Origin of the sequence: Pseudomonas sp. Irchel s3f7 (assembly GCF_900187615.1) — a bacterium.
Taxonomy (GTDB): Bacteria; Pseudomonadota; Gammaproteobacteria; order Pseudomonadales; family Pseudomonadaceae; genus Aquipseudomonas.
Map to the genome: position 1 here is coordinate 42377 of NZ_FYDO01000012.1, position 15301 is coordinate 57677.

Genomic DNA, 15301 nt, shown 5'->3' on the forward strand with positions numbered 1-15301 from the left:
AGCTCATACTACTTTTGGTCACTGTTGGTATCCGATGTGTAACGGCTGGAAGTTTCCAAACGACAAGTATGCGATCGGCAACCGTGAATGCTGTCATAGGAGGCCGTGTATGGTGAAACCTGCTGTGACATAAGGGCTAGAGAACATTCCAACCTCTGGAGCGCCTGATATCCGCTCGAGCGCCTCAGCATGAAGCGATGCAGGGAGGTTATTTATTAGGATGCTGGTCACAGATGTAAGCGTGCTCATACGAACCTTCGCAACCGCTCTCGTCACCGCAATGGAGGGCTCAAGCCCGAGCTTGAGCCCTTCGCCTGCCAGGTATGTAAGTGTGAAACATGCAGTGTCAGATATCTTCCAAATTCCAGCAAGCGCGATGGCTTTTCGATTGAGCAAAAAGAGGTTTGGTAATGCAACAGAGTCACTTGTACGAAACCTCTTTTGGGAATTGCGCGAAGACCTTGAGCCAGAGAAGCATGTGTTTATTAATGCTAAGCGCAGTTGAAGATTTGGTGCGGCCACCTGCATAGCCGCAACGCTAATAGGGTGCGGGTGTTCACGGCTCCCCAGATGAGCAAAATAAGCGTCTTGGAAAAACTTCAACGAATGACCATGTGTGGAGACGATCAACGCATCGTATTTTCCCATGAGATCTTCTAGATCAGCATGCCCATCTGCTTGCATCAACACAGCCGGAGCCAGACCCGCAGCCTGGGTAAAAGCCGTGGATTCATAGGGGGCGAGCAGAAGGTCTTCCTTGCGGTCAACTATAGCGGCGGTGGTTAAAAGAGGGCCCTCTACTTCAATCGGTTCGATTAGGGCGGGAACCATTCTGACCTCAAACTTCCCCTCCGCCATCCGCGCACAGAGCTCGGAATTACGCAGTGCAAACTCTATCAGCGGGACGTCATTAAAACAGTCCTCAATGAATCGGACGGACTTACAGCCTGCCTCGGCAATATCAGAGAACACGTTGTCCAGCGATGGCGCTAGCGAAGTGATCAGCTTGCTAATCGCCCCCATAAAATCGCTCCTGCTCATGAACTGCTGAGCAAAATCGAGCTGAGCTGCATGCCACTCCGTCATTGGGGCTAATGGAATGGAGATCCGTTTGTACTGACCGCCGATGAAGTACCAAAGCAACGCCGATTCCCCCGCATAAGTCATTACCATCAGGCAGTGACCAGCATTTAGGCGAGAAAGGCAAAGCGCGGCCTGATATTGAGCATTAGCGCAGTCGAGGGGGCGATCGGCACTCTGGGAGTAAATGATCGCAGCGATATTTGAGAGTTCGTCCCATACGCGCGTGGTGTTGAAGACACTCCATGCATCATCCCCTTTTTCTCTTATTCCATAGAGATGAGGAGCGCCGATCTCTCGTATGGCCTGTAGCGCGCGGTCAAGCTGCAGGACGGTTTCGTCCAACGCTGGTCGAGACGTGCGGACATCGCTAGCCCAACTCAAAATCGTAAGCCAGTCTCCCATCGCATTGCCCCTAGTAGCGACGATAGGCAACAGCGCATCTGTAGTGCTTCCAGTAGGAGGCAATGCACGCAGCAGGCCTTCAATTCTGGTGATATAGCGCTCTCGAATACCGCGTCGGTGGTGCAGCCTTAATACATCGGAAAGAATTCGATCGAAATGATGCGAGGCGTCTTGAAGCCGTTTGATCAGAAGCGGTGCATCCTGTCGTTCTATCGCTAGCTTTGCACCGCTCAAAGAAATCTCTAAAAGTCCTTCTGGGTTCTGTGCATCGTCCACGAGCGCGGCTTCGGCCATGGCAAGCACATTTTCGGCCTCAACGAGCCGACCGCAGCGTCTCAGGCATACGGACAGGTTGCCTCTTACCGTGATCGTCATGTGATCCGTGCAATCAGCACTCGCGAGGGCCTGTTCGAAATAGCCGATCGCTTTATCCTCCTCATCAGAATTCATGTAAGCCACGCCTAGATTTCCAAGAAGCATGGCGGGAGATGTCTCACCAAGCGCCTGATAGGCACTTATTGCCATTTCACCCGTGGTCACACCAAAGCTGTAATCATTTTCTTCGCACGCGACGCTCATCAGGGTTGTATAGCAACGTGCCTTAAGCGCCAACGAGTCCAATGATTGGGAGATTTCTTCGGCATCAACCACACAGCGATATGCCGGTTGAAACGCACCATGACTTGAGTAGAGGCTGGCAGCCTCCAGATAGAGATGGGCCACTCTCTCCTGTTGACCATAGCGTTGAATCAGCCGCGCAACATGAGCGAGGATGCGTGGACGCTGGTCAACGCTAACCCCATATGAGTCCTTACTGCTCAAGATGTCCTCGGCCAGCTCCAGCACGGTTGTCTCACTGGCGCCATGGTCTATACAGGCAATACGTTCGACTAAAGGCATTGCTTGATTGAGATTCTGATCGCAGAGCAATGCGCGTATCTGCAGCTCAAGGTACAAAATTGTCTCGTCGTCTTTCCCTGCTTCGGAATAGACCTCGACGGCAACTTCCGCAAGGCATGCAACTTGGACAGGTTGATCCTGCGCACTGCGCACTGCGCATCAGCGCGTTGTAGACCCGGATGATGTAGATGCCGTTGTTGTCGAAATAGTCTTCTTCCAGGAGTTGCTTGAACGCAGCGGGCTCGATTGTTATGAGCTGATCCAGATCCATGGGGTGGCTTTCCTGTGATAGTAATCCGTGACGACTAAGGGGCACGCTCTGGCTGAGGTGTTGGCGCTGATTGAAAACTGACCCTGCCGATTGAAAATTGACCCAGGGCCGTTTGCTGATTTTTGCATCAGCAACTGTGGATAAGCTTAGCAGCAGTGTCCTGCTGACATAGGCACTAAGCCCCACCGCATACAGGCATGCGGCAGGGAATTCCCGGTGTTGATCAAAACGGTTCATCGTCCTCTGTACCGTCATCGTTCTTGCGCTTTCGCTCACGTGATTTGATCTTTGTCTGGTCGACCAAGCTGCTGTGTTGCAGGCGGTAGGACTCGTTGCCCGTTTCGACGATGTGGCAGTGGTGTGTCAGCCGATCCAGCAACGCAGTGGTCATCTTGGCGTCACCGAACACACTCGACCATTCCGAGAAGCTGAGGTTGGTGGTGATGATCACGCTGGTGTGCTCGTATAGCTTGGATAGCAGGTGAAATAACAGGGCACCACCGCTCTGACTGAAGGGCAAATACCCCAGCTCATCGAGTATCACCAGGTCTATGCGAAGCAGTCCTTGAGCGATTCGGCCTGCCTTGCCCTCGTATTTTTCGCGCTCCAGCAAATTGACCAGATCCACCGTGGAGTAGAAGCGCACGCGCTTGTTATGCGTCGTGATCCCGGACACGGCCAAGGCGGTGGCCAGGTGGGTTTTGCCTGTTCCAGGCCCACCGATGAACACGACATTCTGTGCAGTATCGGTGAACTCCAGGCTGGACAGATCCCTGACCAAGCGGGCGTCTGCGCTGGAAGCGCTGAAATCGAAGCCTGCCAAATCACGATGGATGGGGAGTTTGGCCATGTTCATCTGATGATTCACAGAGCGTACGGCGCGATCTGCATGTTCCTGCTGAAGCAGATGTTCGAGCAGCCATTTCGACGACGCCGTCGAGGCTTCGCCTTGGGAGACCAGTTCTTCCCAGGCGCTGGCCATGCCATGCAGCCGAAGTTCTTTGAGTTCCGCCATAAGATCACGCATTGCGAGTCTCCTCATCGGTGGTACGCAGCCGGTCGTAGCGCGCCGTATTGGCGACAGGCGCGACCTTGAGTTGAAGACTGGTTTCGGCAGATGGAGGGGCTGCTGTAGATGTCAGTCGAGCCAGGACATTCAGGATGTGGTCAGCGCTCAAGCTGCCTGATTCAAGTACCAACTCCACAGCCACCAACACGGCATCGAGCCCGGCGATGGGAACTGCCGCCAGTACCTGCGTCATGACTCGATCACCATTGGTGTGACGTCTCAGACCACGCTTGAGAAGCAGCAATGGCTTCGGCAGATCGGCAAACGGAGCGCCATTGCGTAGCGCACCAGGTTTGCGTTCGATGAGTGGGATGTAATGCTGCCAGTCAAAACTGACCTGGTCTCGATCAAAGAGGCGCTCGTGACTGGCAATCATCGTTTCATCGGCGATGACCACTACCCGAGAGGGATACAGGCGGCTGCTGACCCACTGACCGACCCGTTCACACGGCACCGAGTAGCGATTTCGCGTCACGCTGACCAGACAGGTGCTGGAGACCCGCACAGTGCGTTCGACATAACCGTCAAAGGCCGTGGGCATTGGCATCATTTCCACCCGTTCCAGTTCCAGGACGTCCGCCACCGTCAGCCCGTTGTACTGTGGGTGCAGCAACTCGTTCCAGAGCGCACGACAGCGTTGGCCGAGCCAGACATTCAGTTCTTCAAAGGTGTGGAACATACAATCTTGAGCATCGAGCCAGATGCGTCTCCGGCTGTCCTGGACGTTCTTTTCGACGATGCCTTTTTCCCAGCCGGAGGCCACGTTGCAGAAGTCTGAGTCGAACAGGTAGTGTGCGCACATAACGGCAAACCGGGCATTGACCGTGCGGCCCTTACCCTTGTTGACCTTGTCGACAGCGGTCTTCATGTTGTCGTAGATGCCGCGACGCGGCACCCCACCTAACGCGCCAAACGAGCGGGTATGGGCATCGAACAACATCTCGTGGCCTTGGCTGGGATACGCAACCAACCAAAATGCGCGACTGGCGCACAGCTTCATGTGGGAGACCTGGATGCGTCGAAACAGGCCGCCGATCAGCAGACCTTCTTCGCTCCAGTCGAACTGAAAGGCCTCGCCGAGTGCGAACGTCAACGGTACAAAGGCCCGTAAGGATTTGCCTTGCTCACCGCGCCACGAACGTATGAAGGCGGTGAGCTGGCTGTAGCCGCCGTCGTAACCCTCTGCCTTGATCTGCTCGAAGAGCGCTTTGGCGCTCCTGCGGTTGTGCTTTGCCCGAAATGAATCGGCTTTGAGCGCTTGCTCCAGCGTCTGGTGAAACGGACTGAGTTTGTTGGAGGCTGCGCACCGCAGGTACGCCGGTTGAGTGGCTTCGGGTGCTCTGACCCATTTTCGGATGGTGTTTCTCGACAGCCCGGTACGCTTGGCTATCTGATGCAGCGACAGCTTGTCGCGAAAATACATGCGCCGAATTTTGCCCATCATTTCCATGCTGATCACCCTGTGTTCTCCTGCTCAAAAATTGAGCAGAAGCAGTTGAACACCTGGGTCAGTTTTCAGTCGGCAGAGCCTTTACTGGGTCAGTTTTCGGTCAGCGGCAACATGCAGTCAGTACCCATGGTCAGTGCACTCGCCATAAACAGTGGCTCACTCCTGCTGGCGGCCTGCAGAAACGGGTTGGGCATCATGCAAGTGTCCGTACCGGCAAGCCAGCGCCTGATCGATAGCGGGGAGCTGGTTGAGGTACTGCCAGAGTTCAGGCCGCCCCCGATACAGGCTTCGTTGCTTCTCCCTCATCGCAGGCACGTTGCTCCGCGCGTGGAAGCAGTGCTGAACTGGCTCACTCAGGTGACCCGGCCCTATATGCAGGAGCGAGCGTCTTAAATACTGGAAGCGTAAGCCCTTGCGCGACTAGAGCCTGACGCGAGGGCTCCCGCCGTTAGAGGTTTGCCGTTGTTGCGAGTGTCATGTGTGCGGTGACATCTTCGCAACGAGGTACCTGGCCCAGATGAAACCATCCTCAATCGTTTGCGTACTGATATGGCGCAGGGACTGGCCGGACGCAGGGCGTTCATCCGACTGGCCGTGATATTCAAATATGCTTGGTACCCCGCTCAAACCATCTATTCCTGGGTAAATCAAAAGGCTGATCTCATCGATCAGACCGGCCTTCAAAAAGGTCCCATTGATCACTCCGCCACCTTCGAGTAGCAGGGTCTTCAATCCAAACTGGGCGCCTAGCATCGCTAACGCTTGCTTAAGGTTTTCACAATGAGGGCCTGCGAAGAGATAGGAAATGCCCTGGTTTCGCAACGCCTGCAAATAGGCATCCGATACCGAGTCGCCGAGAATGGAGATAATCCGATGTCCGCCATCAATGGTATTCGTCTGGTAGTGCAGCTTCCCGGAGGGGTCAATCACGATTGCAACCGGGTCCCCTGGTTCATGCGCTATGGAGTGGTCCCGCATGCCACCGCTGTGTTCCGCAACAAGCGGTGGTTTTGAAGAAATCCCATCGAATGCTTCCATGGTCGTTCGGCCTATGATGAAACCGTCGCCGCCCAAGCGGTCGGCAATTCTCTCGTAATGATTGCTAATCGTTTGCTCACTGTCCTCGTTGGGTAGAGATGTCCAACGAGAAGACACGAGGCGCCCGTCCACCGAGCTGATCATGTGGCATATGATTCGAGGGGGCATGAACTATCAATTCCATAAAGCTTGGATAAGTGGCTGATGGCCATTCTGTTATTTTTTGCGTAATACATAAACTCGCCACATGGCGTAGAGCGGTATGAAGTCCAGGGATTTCTGAACACGGAAACCGGCCTGTTCAAACTCTGCCTCGACAGTAGTAGCCGGTAACACGAACCGATTTTGGTAACCGTCCTGTTCTCCTTTGTTGCGACGACGCACTTCGGTACGCTTGCGTTTCCAAGCCTTGAAGTTGCCGTCCACCCATAGTGAGATAATTACGCTGTCGCGAGTAACGCGTTGAAACTCACGCAGTATCGCCAGTCTGTGCTCAGGGGCGCCGATGTGGTGCATCAAGCGCATGCAGAATATGTTGTCGACCGCGTTGTCCGGTAAATCGATAGCAAAGGCAGAGGTCTGCAACGGGCGAACCCGTTTCACCACCTCCGCCGGTTGGGCGATGGTTGCGACCTTCAACATCGACTCAGAATTGTCTGCGCCGATGATCACGCGACCAGGCTTTTGCGCCAGTAACGGCCAGAAACGCCCGGCCCCACACGGCAAGTCTAGCACCAAGCCAGGCTCGCCAGCGGCGACCAACGCACTACGCGCCAATTGCTCGTCGCGTTTGTGGGATAAACGGCGGGCCAGATTGTCCTGATGCTTGAGTAAATAACTCTGCGCGTGCTTATCGTCGTACTTTTCGGAAAATTCAAGCTTGATCGGATCGGGCATCAATGGGGCTCCATTTGTTGCGGCAGAAAATTCCAGAGGGTATGAGTTGGGATCCTCATTCTGGTCTGGTGCGGTCATGGCAGTGGCCGGGGTATGCGCGCCTATGGGAGCTTCAGGTCATTCAAAAGAAGCCTTATGGCTTCTATCAGGACGGGCGTGGAACCTATTGACGATAAGGCAGGGGACCGCGCAACCGTGGCATGATTTTACGACAGGGATGACGAAGAGCTAGCTGCGTGACTGCATATAACCATGAGCTGAATTGATGGCTGGGCGTCAATATCATCATTGCGTCGCCGGTGAGGTTGAAAGGTCTCATTTCTGGTCTCAATCGCTGCGACGTATGCCAGTTTTACTCAGCTGATAACTTACGAGTATTCATTCTTGACGACCTCAGCTTTGAACGAAAGACGGCTCGGGACGCCGACAGACGAAGTAAGCAAAGAGATTTGACGGATGAAGAGAACAGTTTGGCGGTTGGGGGCGGCACGCTGCTTTTCACCTTCGGGGTTTCCGCAGATGGAGCAGGCCCGACTTGCCGGGCGCCAGATCAAAAACTTGTAATAACTGGTGGGGGAGCGTTTGTTGCACCTGGGCCACGAACACTGGTGCGGGTTCAACTGGCTAGTGGTGAACTGGTCCATCTGGCTCAACCCGCATGTGTACTCTATCCACTGCGCCTTGAGCCCCGTCACCTGACAAGATGGCTGTGTTCAATGCGAATTTCAGCGTCAATGTTGCATGCGGTATGACAGCAAGTTGTTCACTTCTTCACGACTAGGCGCGTAAGCCCCTGCATGTGAGCAAGACACCGACGCACAAGCCGCGGAGAACTCCAATCGTGCACGCGGCTCTTGGATGCCTAGAAGCGTCGAGGCGAGCCAGCCGGCCATACTCGAATCTCCGGCACCCACTGTATCCGCGACCTCAACGGCGATCGCGGGCTGTTCAAACTTTAGGTCGGTGTCATACAACACCATGCCTTTCGCTCCACGGGTGAAAAGAATCTGGGCACGAGTATTCATTGTCCGCAATTCTCGAAGGGCCTGTTCTTCGTTCAATCCAGGGTATATCTGACGAAGATCCTCATCCGAGAGCTTGATGATGTCTGCAAGCTCCACCATGGCCGGGAAAGTCAGCTCGCGGTAGCGGGTGTCCATCAGGTTGCGCCAGTTCGGGTCATAGCTAATCAGCTTGTCTTCTTCCTTCACCCTCCTGGCCACCTCAACAAGCCTGTCCCCCAATGGCTGACGGGCAAGGCTGATACAGCTGAAGTGACAGAGTCGAACCGCATCCAACCAACCTGCCGGGAGTTGGTCCACATCAAAAAGTAGATCGGCCTCGCCCGCAAAGAAATACCGGGGAGGGTGGCTGGAGGGCACGATCGCTACCAGAGGGTCAGCGTCAACTCTCTGGAGGAATCTCATGTCCAGACCGGCAGCCCTCGATTGCTCTGCGAGCTCATCGCCCAATGAGTCGGTACTGATCGAGCCGGCGAATGCAGTGGGCACGCCGAGGCGGCTCATTGCGCGGGCCACGTTCCAGGGCGCGCCACCTGGATAGCCCTGCCACCGTCCGGGCGAGTGTTGAACCACGTCGGTCAGTGCTTCACCAAACACAACAACGCTCGGCAATTGCATATTCATTCTCTCTTGTATCGGGCTGGGGACACTATCGTGCGTCACATCAATAGGCGCGGTCTCACCGCACCTGCGTGATCGGTAGCGATGGGTGAAGACTGTCTCGGTTGAAGAGCTTCACGGCAGTAGTACGCCGGTAGTCGCTCGGGGTCTGATGCATTTCATGACGGAAGTGGCGATTGAAATTGGAGACGTTTTCGTAGCCTACCTCGAAGCAGATTTCGGCGACCGAGAGCTGTGTCTGGACGAGTAGTCGACATGCACGCTGGATGCGCAGCTTGCGCATCAGGTCCATGAATCCGTGGCCAGTGATTCGTTTGAAAAAGCGTGAAAAACCGGCTTCGCTCATCCCAACTCGCTCGGCGATGACAGATAGCCGGACGTCAGACGTGAGCTCATTGATCAAGTAGTCGAATGCCTGATTAATTCGCTCCGAGCTGCGCTCGTTCAACGAAGGCGAGTAGCAGGCGCTGGCCAATACCCGAATTTCGCGCTTTGGCGCCCTTGCGAGGGTGCCTATCAATTGCAGGAACATGATCAGGCGCTGAAGCCCCGTCGCCTCGCCGATTCTCTCAAGCAGCAAAGCGGCCTCGACGGCCGTCCCCCCAGTAAACTCGATCCCACGTTGTGCCAGCTCAAATAGCGTTTTCAGCTCTGATAGCTCAGGTAATGAACCTTGGAGGTCGAGCAGGGCAGCACCGTCAAACTGCAGAACCACGTCGCGGCCTACGAGCTGTTCCCCCGGCGCGATATCTCCCATCCAATCATGGGGAAGACCTGGGCCAATCAGTGCGACATGTCCTGCGGTGAAGGGCCCGATGTAATCCCCAGCCAAAAGCTTGCCACTTCCTTGTCGAATCAGGTGGATTTCATATTCCGGATGGTGGTTCCAGCGGGCGAGGGCGTATGGATAGTCGTGCTCGTACCATCGAAAGCTCTGATCGGGTTCAGGAAGGATGACTTCAAGGTCGGCTGGTCGGTGCTCGAACAAAGCAGCGCGGTTATCAGGCATCTCGTGCCCCTTTTTATAGTTATGCGGTGGATCGAATGCGCCAACCATACGCCGAATTCGTCCGGGGCTGCTAGCCCAACTATTGCAGCTTGTTGATACTTTTTTAACCCTCGTGGCTGCCGGTTGTCGCGATCAAAAAAGTATCGATTCGGCGTCCGCGATTCGTTTGAGGGCGGGGCGGGTAGGTGGTCTAATCAATTCGCCCACCACTGCAATGCGGTCTTGTTTTGCTCACAAGTGGTGAACAACAACAATAATAGCTCCGGTCATCTGGCTTGGAGTGGAGAGCCCCATGAAGATTACGAATGCGCTAATTCTTTCTACTGGTCTGTCATTCGCCCTTGCCAGCCATGCCGCTGAGACGCTGACCATCGCGACGGTCAACAACGGTGACATGATCCGAATGCAACGGCTATCCAAGGTCTTCGAGCAGCAGCATCCCGACATCAAACTGAACTGGGTCGTGCTCGAAGAGAACGTTCTGCGTCAGCGCCTGACCACTGACATTGCCACTCAAGGTGGTCAGTTCGACGTGTTGACGATTGGCACCTACGAGACCCCGATGTGGGGTGCTAAGAGCTGGCTAGAGCCGATGAAGGACCTCCCGGCCGGCTACGACGTCGACGATATCTTTCCTGCCGTGCGTCAGGGCCTTTCCGTTAACGATACGCTCTACGCACTGCCGTTCTACGGCGAAAGCACCATCACGTACTACCGCACCGACCTGTTCAAGGCTGCAGGGCTGACGATGCCGGGGCAGCCGACCTGGTCGCAACTGGGCGAGTTCGCTGCCAAGCTCAATGATCCTTCGAAGGATCAATATGGCATGTGCTTGCGTGGCAAAGCTGGCTGGGGCGAAAACATGGCCTTGCTTACCACGATGGCCAACGCCTTCGGGGCGCGCTGGTTCGATGAGAAATGGCAGCCTGAACTCAATGGTCCTGAGTGGAAGGCAGCAGCGACGTTTTATGTTGATACCCTGAAGAAATACGGCCCTCCGGGAGTATCCAGTAACGGGTTCAACGAAACACTGGCCCTTTTCAACAGTGGAAAATGCGCGATTTGGGTTGATGCAAGCGTGGCTGGATCTTTCACCACCGATAAGGAGCAGAGCCGGGTGGTGGACAGCGTAGGTTTCGCTCCTGCGCCTATTGAGGTTACCGACAAGGGGTCCTCATGGTTGTACGCCTGGTCATTGGCAATTCCTGCCACCTCCAAGCACAAAGAGGCCGCCAAATCGTTCGTCACCTGGGCCACCTCCAAAGAGTACATCCAGCTAGTTACCGATAAGGATGGCATCACGAACGTGCCACCCGGTACACGCATCTCGACCTACAGTGACGCTTACCTCAAGGCCGCGCCGTTTGCTCAGGTAACGTTGCAAATGATGAAGCACGCTGACCCGTCGCAGCCTTCAGCCAAACCTGTTCCGTACGTGGGCATTCAATACGTGGTGATCCCCGAGTTTCAGTCGATCGGTACATCGGTAGGCAAGCTTTTCTCCGCAGCATTGACAGGACAAATGTCGGTTGAGCAAGCGCTGGCTTCTGCCCAGTCCACAACCGAGCGCGAGATGAAGCGTGCGGGCTATCCCAAAAAATAAATAGCCCCTTACCTCCGCCGGCTTAGCGCCGGCGGTCACAGCCGCACAGGTAAATAATCATGAACACGTCCATTATTCGAGCCCAGCTTGCGGCCTCGGCGCCATCACGCGCACGCCGTTTGATCAATCCAGGATGGTTTCTGGTGTCGCCATCGGTTGCACTTTTGTTGCTCTGGATGATCGTGCCGCTGGCCATGACCGTTTATTTTTCGGTGATCCGGTACAACCTGCTCAATCCAGGGGAAAACGAGTTCGTTGGCCTGGAGAACTTTGCCTATTTCGTGACAGATTCGGGTTTTCTTCCCGGAGCGCTTAACACGTTGATATTGGTGGGCAGCGTGCTGCTGATCAGCGTGATTTTTGGTGTCTTGATTGCAGCCTTGCTTGAGGCAAGCGAGTTCTTTGGACGCGGCATAGTCAGGGTGCTGCTCATTTCGCCGTTTTTTATCATGCCGACCGTGGGTTCGCTGATCTTCAAGAACCTGATCTTCCACCCTGTCTCCGGGATCCTCGCGGCGGTATGGAAGTTCTTCGGGGCACAGCCTGTCGATTGGCTAGCTCATTACCCACTCTTCTCGATCATCGTCATCGTTTCCTGGCAGTGGCTGCCTTTTGCGATCTTGTTGCTGATGACAGCCATGCAGTCGCTCGATCAAGAGCAGAAAGAGGCCGCTCGATTGGATGGGGCGGGTGCCCTGGCCATCTTCTGGCATTTGACCCTGCCACATTTGGCCAGGCCCATCGCGGTGGTGGTGATGATCGAGACGATTTTCCTGCTGTCGGTATTTGCAGAAATCTTCACCACGACAAATGGCGGACCTGGGTTCGCTTCGACCAACCTCGCCTATCTGATCTACAACCAGGCACTGGTGCAGTTCGATGTGGGCATGGCCTCGGCCGGTGGTCTGATTGCGGTGGTGATCGCCAACATCGCGGCGATTGTGCTGGTGCGCATGATTGGCAAGAACCTGACCGACAAAGCCTGAGGACAACGCCATGATGACGCTTAAACAATCCCGGTCTCTGCAAAGCGTACTGCTCGGCACCTTGGCCTGGGTCACCGCTTTGCTGTTGTTCTTTCCGATCTTTTGGATGGTGCTTACCAGTTTCAAGACCGAGATCGACGCCTTCGCTACGCCGCCACAGTTCATCTTCATGCCTACGCTGGAGAATTACTTGCACATCCAGGAGCGCAGTGACTACTTCCACTTCGCGTGGAACTCGGTGCTGATTTCCTTCTCCGCTACAGCGTTGTGCATGCTGATCGCGGTGCCGGCGGCCTACTCGATGGCGTTCTATGAGACCAAGCGCACTAAGCAGACGCTGCTTTGGATGCTATCGACCAAGATGCTTCCTCCAGTTGGGGTGCTCATGCCTATCTACCTTCTGGCGAAGGGGGCGGGGTTGCTGGACACCCGGATCGCGCTGATCGTGATCTACACCCTGATCAACCTGCCCATCGTGGTATGGATGATTTACACGTACTTCAAAGACATCCCCCGGGAGATTCTGGAGGCGGCCAGGCTGGACGGCGCGACCCTGGGGCAGGAGATGCTGCGCGTGCTGCTGCCCATCAGCAAGGGTGGGCTGGCGTCGACCATGCTGCTGTCGATGATCCTGTGCTGGAACGAGGCCTTCTGGTCGCTCAACCTGACGAGCTCCAGCGCCGCACCTCTGACCGCGCTGATCGCTTCCTACTCGAGCCCTGAGGGTCTGTTCTGGGCGAAGCTTTCCGCAGTTTCCACATTGGCCTGCGCACCTATCTTGATCTTCGGCTGGATCAGTCAGAAGCAATTGGTTCGTGGGCTGTCCTTTGGCGCCGTCAAATGACGACGTCGAGCATTCAATGATTTCGCGAAGGCTCCAATTTCATACAGGACTTTACGCATGGCCACTTTGAAAATAGAAAATCTCAAGAAAGGTTTCGAGGGACTGTCCATCATCAAGGGCATCAATCTCGAGGTTAAGGACAAGGAATTTGTGGTGTTCGTAGGGCCGTCGGGGTGTGGAAAGTCGACCCTGTTGCGCCTGATTGCAGGTTTGGAAGACGTCACGAGCGGCACGATCGAGCTCGACGGCCGAGACATCACTGAGGTGACTCCTGCCAAACGAGACCTGGCCATGGTATTCCAGACCTATGCTCTGTATCCGCACATGACGGTACGCAAGAATTTGTCATTTGCCTTGGATCTGGCAGGTGAGAAGAAGCCGGATGTGGAAAGGAAGGTCGCCGAGGCTGCAAGGATTCTCGAACTTGGTTCTCTGCTCGACCGCAAGCCTAAGCAGTTGTCAGGTGGTCAGCGCCAACGAGTCGCTATTGGGCGTGCGATTGTCCGAAACCCGAAGATTTTCCTTTTCGATGAGCCACTGTCGAACCTTGATGCTGCGCTGCGTGTACAGACGCGCTTGGAGCTGTCCCGACTGCATAAGGAGCTGCAGGCGACCATGATCTACGTGACCCATGACCAGGTCGAAGCCATGACGCTCGCCACCAAGGTCGTTGTGCTTAACGCTGGGCGGATCGAGCAGATTGGTTCGCCGCTCGAGCTCTACCATCACCCTGCCAACCTGTTCGTTGCCGGCTTCCTTGGGACACCAAAAATGGGATTCTTGCAGGCGACTGTGCATGCCGTGCATGCATCGGGGGTGGAGGTTAGATTCGCCTCTGGAACCACTTTGCTCATTCCACGCGACAGCAGTGCGTTGTCGGTTGGGCAATCCGTGACGATCGGGATACGGCCGGAGCATTTGACCCTGGGCGCTGAAGGCCAAGTGCCGGTCACGACGGATGTCACCGAGCGCCTGGGCAGCGATACCTTCTGCCACGTGAATGTCGATTCAGGAGAAAACCTGACGGTACGTGTCCAGGGGGATTGCGAAGTGCCGTACGCCGCCCGGCGTTATCTCACCCTCGATGTCGCTCATTGCCATCTATTTGATGAGAGCGGTCTTTCGGTAAGCCCTGCGGCATCACGCGCGGCCTGACTTCCATCACGCGCGCTCTTTCGATGAAGCGCGCCACGAACCACAAAGGTAGATTCAATGAAACGTCTCGAAGGTAAAAGCGCTTTGATCACTGGTTCCGCGCGCGGTATTGGACGCTCGTTTGCCCAGGCCTATATCGGTGAAGGCGCTACGGTCGCTATCGCCGACATCAATTTGGAAAGAGCTCAAGCGACGGCCTCCGAGCTTGGGCCGCAAGCTTACGCGGTGGAGATGGACGTTACCCGCCAGGCGTCCATTGATGCAGCGATCGCGGAGGTCGTTGCCCACGCAGGAAAGCTGGACATCCTTGTGAACAATGCGGCGTTGTTCGATCTTGCACCGATCACCGAGATCACTCGGGAAAGCTACGACAAGCTTTTTGCAATCAATGTCAGCGGGACGCTGTTCACGCTTCAGGCAGCGGCGAAGCAGATGATCAGTCAGGGGCATGGCGGTAAGATCATCAACATGGCCAGCCAGGCGGGTCGCCGCGGTGAGGCGTTGGTAGGCGTCTACTGCGCCACCAAGGCGGCCGTCATCAGCCTTACACAGTCTGCTGGCCTTAACCTCATCAAGCACAAAATCAATGTCAATGCGATTGCCCCGGGGGTTGTCGATGGCGAACACTGGGACGGTGTCGACGCGCTCTTTGCCAAACACGAGAACCGACCCCTGGGTGAGAAGAAGCGGCTCGTCGGCCTTGAGGTTCCGTATGGAAGAATGGGGACGGCAGAGGATCTGGTAGGAATGGCAATTTTCCTGGCGGGCTCGGAGAGCGATTACATCGTTGCACAAACGTACAACGTTGATGGCGGGAACTGGATGAGCTGAGTGCAGGAGGGGGGGCGGGTGACAGGAGAGCGGCACATTTTCCGATCACCCGGCGGTTAGATTCAGCTTCCTCGCGATCACGCTGCCCGACTCATGAGAGCCTGACAGTTTGATCCACCG

The 15301-nt window shown here is 55.5% G+C and carries 14 protein-coding genes; 6 read left to right on the forward strand and 8 right to left on the reverse strand.

Annotated elements, in window-relative coordinates; all coding sequences use genetic code 11:
- Nucleotides 1-93: 93 nt before the first annotated feature.
- From CKW19_RS12350 to istA, 4 genes are read right to left on the reverse strand one after another with little or no spacing between them, the layout of a single operon-like run.
- On the reverse strand, nucleotides 94-2442 hold the full coding sequence (locus CKW19_RS12350; RefSeq protein WP_143500343.1) for a lipopolysaccharide assembly protein LapB: 2349 nt from the start codon (nucleotides 2440-2442) through the stop codon (nucleotides 94-96).
- Nucleotides 2432-2893 (reverse strand): hypothetical protein, encoded by a 462-nt coding sequence (locus CKW19_RS28430; protein ID WP_143500345.1) that lies wholly within the window; start codon nucleotides 2891-2893, stop codon nucleotides 2432-2434. Before CKW19_RS28430 ends, CKW19_RS12350 begins: the two co-directional genes overlap by 11 nt.
- Nucleotides 2880-3683 (reverse strand): IS21-like element helper ATPase IstB, encoded by an 804-nt coding sequence (gene istB / locus CKW19_RS12355; protein ID WP_060540902.1) that lies wholly within the window; start codon nucleotides 3681-3683, stop codon nucleotides 2880-2882. Before istB ends, CKW19_RS28430 begins: the two co-directional genes overlap by 14 nt.
- Entirely contained in the window at nucleotides 3676-5175 is a 1500-nt protein-coding gene (istA, locus tag CKW19_RS12360; protein WP_177336958.1) for an IS21 family transposase, read from the reverse strand. The genes istB and istA overlap by 8 nt, the downstream gene beginning before the upstream one ends.
- On the opposite strand from istA, the gene CKW19_RS12365 reads away from it, so the two are divergent.
- Nucleotides 5119-5568, forward strand: coding sequence for a LysR substrate-binding domain-containing protein (locus tag CKW19_RS12365; RefSeq protein ID WP_256580330.1), 450 nt, complete (start codon nucleotides 5119-5121; stop codon nucleotides 5566-5568). The genes istA and CKW19_RS12365 overlap by 57 nt on opposite strands.
- Nucleotides 5569-5649: 81 nt before the next feature.
- On the opposite strand, the gene CKW19_RS12370 is transcribed toward CKW19_RS12365, so the two are convergent.
- The 4 genes from CKW19_RS12370 to CKW19_RS12385 form a co-directional block, all read right to left on the reverse strand.
- Nucleotides 5650-6381 carry a RibD family protein gene (locus tag CKW19_RS12370; RefSeq protein WP_095058129.1) on the reverse strand — a complete coding sequence of 244 codons (732 nt, stop codon included), beginning with the start codon at nucleotides 6379-6381 and terminating at the stop codon, nucleotides 5650-5652.
- A 48-nt stretch (nucleotides 6382-6429) separates the two neighbouring features.
- On the reverse strand, nucleotides 6430-7110 hold the full coding sequence (locus tag CKW19_RS12375; protein ID WP_048392867.1) for a class I SAM-dependent methyltransferase: 681 nt from the start codon (nucleotides 7108-7110) through the stop codon (nucleotides 6430-6432).
- A 731-nt stretch (nucleotides 7111-7841) separates the two neighbouring features.
- Nucleotides 7842-8750: a carbohydrate kinase gene (locus CKW19_RS12380; RefSeq protein ID WP_095058130.1), complete on the reverse strand. Its 909-nt coding sequence runs from the start codon at nucleotides 8748-8750 to the stop codon at nucleotides 7842-7844.
- Nucleotides 8751-8811: 61 nt separating this feature from the next.
- Nucleotides 8812-9762, reverse strand: coding sequence for an AraC family transcriptional regulator (locus CKW19_RS12385; protein ID WP_013692783.1), 951 nt, complete (start codon nucleotides 9760-9762; stop codon nucleotides 8812-8814).
- 292 nt (nucleotides 9763-10054) lie between these two features.
- On the opposite strand from CKW19_RS12385, the gene CKW19_RS12390 reads away from it, so the two are divergent.
- The 5 genes from CKW19_RS12390 to CKW19_RS12410 are packed head-to-tail and all read left to right on the forward strand — an operon-like array spanning nucleotide 10055 to nucleotide 15181.
- The gene (locus CKW19_RS12390) at nucleotides 10055-11365 is read left to right on the forward strand and encodes a sugar ABC transporter substrate-binding protein (protein WP_013692784.1); all 1311 of its coding nucleotides are present in this window, start codon (nucleotides 10055-10057) and stop codon (nucleotides 11363-11365) included.
- Nucleotides 11366-11424: 59 nt separating this feature from the next.
- Nucleotides 11425-12351: a carbohydrate ABC transporter permease gene (locus CKW19_RS12395; protein ID WP_013692785.1), complete on the forward strand. Its 927-nt coding sequence runs from the start codon at nucleotides 11425-11427 to the stop codon at nucleotides 12349-12351.
- 10 nt (nucleotides 12352-12361) lie between these two features.
- Entirely contained in the window at nucleotides 12362-13195 is an 834-nt protein-coding gene (locus CKW19_RS12400; protein WP_013692786.1) for a carbohydrate ABC transporter permease, read from the forward strand.
- Between the two features lie 57 nt (nucleotides 13196-13252).
- Complete coding sequence (locus CKW19_RS12405; protein WP_095058131.1) at nucleotides 13253-14350, forward strand: ABC transporter ATP-binding protein; 1098 nt, start codon at nucleotides 13253-13255, stop codon at nucleotides 14348-14350.
- 57 nt (nucleotides 14351-14407) lie between these two features.
- Nucleotides 14408-15181: an L-iditol 2-dehydrogenase gene (locus CKW19_RS12410; protein ID WP_013692788.1), complete on the forward strand. Its 774-nt coding sequence runs from the start codon at nucleotides 14408-14410 to the stop codon at nucleotides 15179-15181.
- The last annotated feature ends 120 nt before the right edge of the window (nucleotides 15182-15301 follow it).